The sequence below is a fragment of the Microcystis sp. M_QC_C_20170808_M9Col genome, from assembly GCF_007095495.1.
In the GTDB taxonomy this organism is placed as follows: domain Bacteria; phylum Cyanobacteriota; class Cyanobacteriia; order Cyanobacteriales; family Microcystaceae; genus Microcystis; species Microcystis aeruginosa.
Map to the genome: position 1 here is coordinate 1 of NZ_SFBZ01000081.1, position 4,293 is coordinate 4,293.

Below are 4,293 nucleotides of genomic sequence, written 5' to 3' on the forward strand. Positions count from 1 at the left end.
GACTCTGTGTAAGACAGTACATGGTTTTTTAACTGTGGTATGCGACGGTGGTGGAAGCAGAAACTTAAATCGTGAGGTTTAGGAATCGCCGCACTTTTAGGGCGGCGAGGATGTCAACTCCGCTAACTCCTCATATTTCCGTCCGCAATGTCATCATCTCATCATTTATTCATCCCAGGGGGAGAATTTGAGGTAAATTGTACTGTATTTAGGGTCTGCTGAATAAATCTAAAAACCTTGTTGGATAAGACTTTTGGACTTTTTTCCCCTCAAAAAGTGCCAGCCATTGCGGGGATCGGGGGGAAATTTCCTGGACTTTTTCCCTGAAAATTAGGTAGTTGACCACCTGAAAATCGATAAAACCCCACACCCCACACCCCACACCCCACACCCTGCCCCCAGGAAAAGCTTTTTCAGCAAACCCTATTTAAACTGGGTAGGGAGCATTTTAATACAAATGTACAGAACTCGGTAACTCCCCACCCTGTTCACTTAAGTTTCAGCGTCGTGATTATAATTAGGGAATGATAGAAATTCTTAGGCAATAGGATCACATCAGTGTTGATAAATCATCTTTTCTTCGGCGCTTTCCTACCCCTTGATACTCTCCTGTCCACCCAGGGGATTATGGTTATGCTTCTGGCCGCTTATGCTTTAGCCATGTGGATGTTTCTAACCAGCGCCCCAAAAGTTCATACAATCATGGTGACAGATTTGGAGACAGCCCGACAATTTTATGAAGGACTTTTAAATTTACCCACGGCCGATGTTCCCCTCCATTACTATTACAATTATGAGCAGACGATGGGCAATAATATGATTGACCCATTTTATATGTCTAGTAATCCGGCTGTGACTACTGCCAACCCTTCTTTGGGAGATCAACCCCAGGGTTTATGGTATCAGTTAAAGAAAAATACCCAACTGCACATCGTTGCTGGAGCAACCGCGGGTTATAAGGATCGTCATCGTCACGTTTGTTTTGATCACGATTGTTTAGAACAAATTCTGATGCGGGTGGAATCACGACGCTTAAAGTATAAAGTTCGTCGCAATAAACCTTTAAATTTTTTGGTCAAAGATAATGCTGATCGCGTGATTGAAATGGCCGAAGTCTCGAATTAGTTAACAGTAATTAGATTGGGGGCAACCATAACGGTAAATAACTAAACTATGAATGCTCAACTGCTCACAATCGTTTTAATTTCTTTAGGGGTAGGTATTGGTTTGGCCATTCTACTCCTGATTTTAGTCAAGTTAAGACGCTGCAACCAACAGGTAAATAGTATTGTCGATCATCACTCTCTCATCGGTTTAATCGGAGTTGTTCAAATCCCCTTCGATAAAAATAGCAAGGGGAAAGTGCGAGTTAATGTCGGGGATAGTCTGATCGATATAGTAGCGATAACGGAAGGGGAAGAACAATTTAATGTCGGGGATCAAGCATTTATCCTCAATTTCCAGGACAATAAAGTTTTAGTCATTGCGGAAAAGTATATCAGAGGCGATTTGTAATTTCTTCTAGACCAAAGGGTAACTAACTATGAATAGTCAAAATAATTCCTATCTCATCCAAATCAATCCCAATCAATACGACAACAATAATAACAATAGTGCTGGCAATTTATTATTGAATAGTGTTCCCATTGCTTTATTGATATTTCTGGGGATTGGTGCGATTTGGTTTATCAATGCTTTTTTGTGTATTTGCAAACCCAATGAAGTAGTCATCCTGAGTGGGATGAAACGCAAATCAAAAGATAGACAAGATGCAGGTTATCGAGTGATATCGGGGGGTCGGGCGATTCGTATTCCAATTTTAGAAACCGTTAAACGCATGGATGTCACCACAACCCCGATCAGAATTGAGATTAAAAATGCCTATTCTAAGGGCAATATTCCCCTGAATATAGTGGCAATTGCTAACGTAAAAGTTAGTTCTAAACCTGAAATAGTCGGCAATGCGATCGAACGTTTTTTAGATCGAGATCGAGAAGAAATTATTCGCGTAGCTAAAGAAACTTTAGAAGGAAACTTGCGGGGTGTAGTCGCAACAATGACCCCCGAACAAGTGAACGAAGATCGCCTAAAATTTGCCGAAAGTATTACCAGTAACGTCAGTCAAGACCTGTTTAAACTCGGTTTAGAAATTGATACTCTCAAAATTCAAAATGTTGCCGATGACGTGGATTATCTTAACTCCCTCGGACGGGAAAGAATCGCTTTAGTCATGCGTGATGCTGAAATTGCCGAATCAAATGCACTCAATGAAGCTGAACAAATAGTTGCGGAATGTGAGGAACAGGCAACCGTAGCTAAAACCCGCGATCAAATTATCATTTTAGAGCAAGAAAACGAATTGAGAAAGTTAAAGGCAAAACTGGAACAACAGGCAAAATCGGAAGAAGAAATAACTATCGCCGCCGCTAAGGAAAAACGTGCTATAGTTGAAGAAAAATTGCAACAGGTCAGAGCAGAATTAGAAAGATTACGTCTCCAAGCAGATCAAGTTTTACCCGCAGAAGCGCAGCAGGAAGCCGAAACTTTCCGCGCTAGAGGAGAAGCGGCAATTTTTGAAGAAAATGCCAAAGCTGAAGCCTTGGTTAACGAATTATTCGCGGAAGTTTGGCAAAACACCGGCAGCGAAGCATCAGCAATTTTCTTGATTCAACAGTTAGAAACTATCCTAGAAGAAGCGATCAAAATTCCTAAACGCTTACACCTCGAGCGAGTTAATATTGTTGATAATGGTGATGGGAAATCCCTCGCTACCCTGATTAAAGTCTATCCCGAAATCGTCAATCAATTCCTCGCCAGTGTCCATCAAACCCTCGGTATTGATGTGGTCGGAACTCTCACCAATAAAATTGAAAAATAGCAGTCAGAAAACATACTAGCCTGATTTTATTGAGTACGGAAGTTATCGATTTATTCCTGCCAATAAATTGTCTTATATTCTGCTTCCTTGCTCCAGTATTGCAGGAATAATAAATGGCGGATAACCTGTTCTAAAAGACTGGCTACAGCATTTTTCTTTTCTTTGCCCAAATCCTCTAATTCCTCGATTAAATGTTCTAAGTCTAGCTGTTGAAATTGATGATTTCTGAGTAGGCTAATGGTTTCTCCTAGCCATTGAGAGTCATCAATCTCATAGAGTTGTTTTAATGCGTGAACACCTAGCATAATTGATTGTCTCCATCTTAGAGCAGTGCCATGGTGAGTAAATTTGTAGATAATAATCTTCTCGATTAACTCGATAACATTTCTTTGATTGTTAGGGTCAACAACCTGTTGGTGGGTTTGCTCAATCAAGGATTGAACTTGTTTTGGTGCTTTTTTGGCGCCGATGAGGATAAACTGGAGGATACTGATCCCAAGAGATGATAGATGGGATAACTTTAGATTAGTGCTTATTATTCTCCCCAACATCTATTCTTCCCTTCTTTTAATTTTCCTTGGTGATCTTCCACATTTCTTAAATAATTTGAACAATCACATCTCTCGATGAATGCTCAAAAAATGCCTCGTCTCTGTGGGCTAAAAATTCAGGCAATTACTCCCTATTCTCTCGCTTGGTCGCACCAGCGATCGCTGGTGGAGGCGAGAATTGCTAATCCTGACTTACCCGATGTGCTGCTGCTGCTGGAACATCCCCCCGTTTACACCCTCGGTACTGGTTCAGATATTAAGTTTATTAAATTTAATCTTGACAAAACCGACAAAGAAGTGTACAGAATCGAGCGAGGAGGCGAAGTCACCTATCACTGTCCGGGGCAGTTAGTGGGCTATCCGATCCTCAATTTGCGCTATTATCGGCAGGATTTACACTGGTATTTGCGACAATTGGAAGAAGTCATCCTGCAAACTATCGCTATTTATGGATTGTCGGGGGAAAGAATCGCGGGCCTGACGGGGGTATGGGTAGAAGGGTATAAAATAGCGGCGATCGGTATTAAAGTTAGTCATTGGATTACCTATCATGGTTTTGCCATCAATGTTTGTCCAGATTTAAGCGGTTTTGCCGAGATTATTCCCTGTGGGATTGCTAATAAACCCGTGGGCAGTTTACGGCAGTTTCTGCCTAATATTAGTCTTATGCAAGTACAGCAAGATTTATCGAGAGTTTTCGCCTCAGTTTTCGGTGTGGAATTATTTTCTCTTGACAAGGATTAACTTGACATCCTCACCGCCGTAAACGGACGGTGATTCCCAAACCTCACGATTTAGGTTTCTGCTTGGGGTCCCGAAGGATTTTTCGCACCTGCCTTAACAGATTTACTCTGTTCTGGTCTT

General features: G+C 41.4%; 5 protein-coding genes and 2 pseudogenes. 4 read left to right on the plus strand and 3 right to left on the minus strand.

Annotation, left to right across the window (positions count from 1 at the left end; genetic code table 11):
- Positions 1–208 precede the first annotated feature (208 nt).
- Positions 209–391, minus strand: a complete 183-nt coding sequence (locus tag EWV68_RS21820; protein WP_061432978.1) for a hypothetical protein — start codon at positions 389–391, stop codon at positions 209–211.
- A 167-nt stretch (positions 392–558) separates the two neighbouring features.
- Here EWV68_RS21820 and EWV68_RS05100 point away from each other — a divergent pair, with 167 nt between their 5' ends.
- From EWV68_RS05100 to EWV68_RS05110, 3 genes are read left to right on the plus strand one after another with little or no spacing between them, the layout of a single operon-like run.
- On the plus strand, positions 559–1,125 hold the full coding sequence (locus EWV68_RS05100; RefSeq protein WP_002784990.1) for a hypothetical protein: 567 nt from the start codon (positions 559–561) through the stop codon (positions 1,123–1,125).
- A 48-nt stretch (positions 1,126–1,173) separates the two neighbouring features.
- The gene (locus EWV68_RS05105) at positions 1,174–1,515 is read left to right on the plus strand and encodes a hypothetical protein (RefSeq protein ID WP_061432977.1); all 342 of its coding nucleotides are present in this window, start codon (positions 1,174–1,176) and stop codon (positions 1,513–1,515) included.
- Between the two features lie 28 nt (positions 1,516–1,543).
- On the plus strand, positions 1,544–2,878 hold the full coding sequence (locus EWV68_RS05110; RefSeq protein WP_061432976.1) for a flotillin family protein: 1,335 nt from the start codon (positions 1,544–1,546) through the stop codon (positions 2,876–2,878).
- Positions 2,879–2,931: 53 nt separating this feature from the next.
- Here the strand turns inward: EWV68_RS05110 and EWV68_RS05115 are convergent.
- Together EWV68_RS05115 and EWV68_RS05120 are read right to left on the minus strand one after the other, a co-directional pair.
- Positions 2,932–3,183: pseudogene (locus EWV68_RS05115) on the minus strand (DUF29 domain-containing protein); the annotation flags it as partial.
- A gap of 45 nt (positions 3,184–3,228) precedes the next feature.
- Positions 3,229–3,429: pseudogene (locus tag EWV68_RS05120) on the minus strand (DUF2887 domain-containing protein); the annotation flags it as partial.
- Positions 3,430–3,504: 75 nt separating this feature from the next.
- Between EWV68_RS05120 and lipB the strand changes: the two are divergent.
- A complete protein-coding gene (gene lipB, locus EWV68_RS05125) occupies positions 3,505–4,173 on the plus strand; it encodes a lipoyl(octanoyl) transferase LipB (protein WP_002757819.1) in 669 nt (222 codons plus the stop codon).
- Positions 4,174–4,293: the final 120 nt, after the last annotated feature.

Bases quoted from the DNA above. Each gene is read 5' to 3' on its own strand.
- EWV68_RS05105 (WP_061432977.1), top strand. From the start codon at position 1,174: ATGAATGCTCAACTGCTCACAATCGTTTTAATTTCTTTAGGGGTAGGT.
- lipB (WP_002757819.1), top strand. From the start codon at position 3,505: ATGAATGCTCAAAAAATGCCTCGTCTCTGTGGGCTAAAAATTCAGGCA.
- EWV68_RS05110 (WP_061432976.1), top strand. From the start codon at position 1,544: ATGAATAGTCAAAATAATTCCTATCTCATCCAAATCAATCCCAATCAA.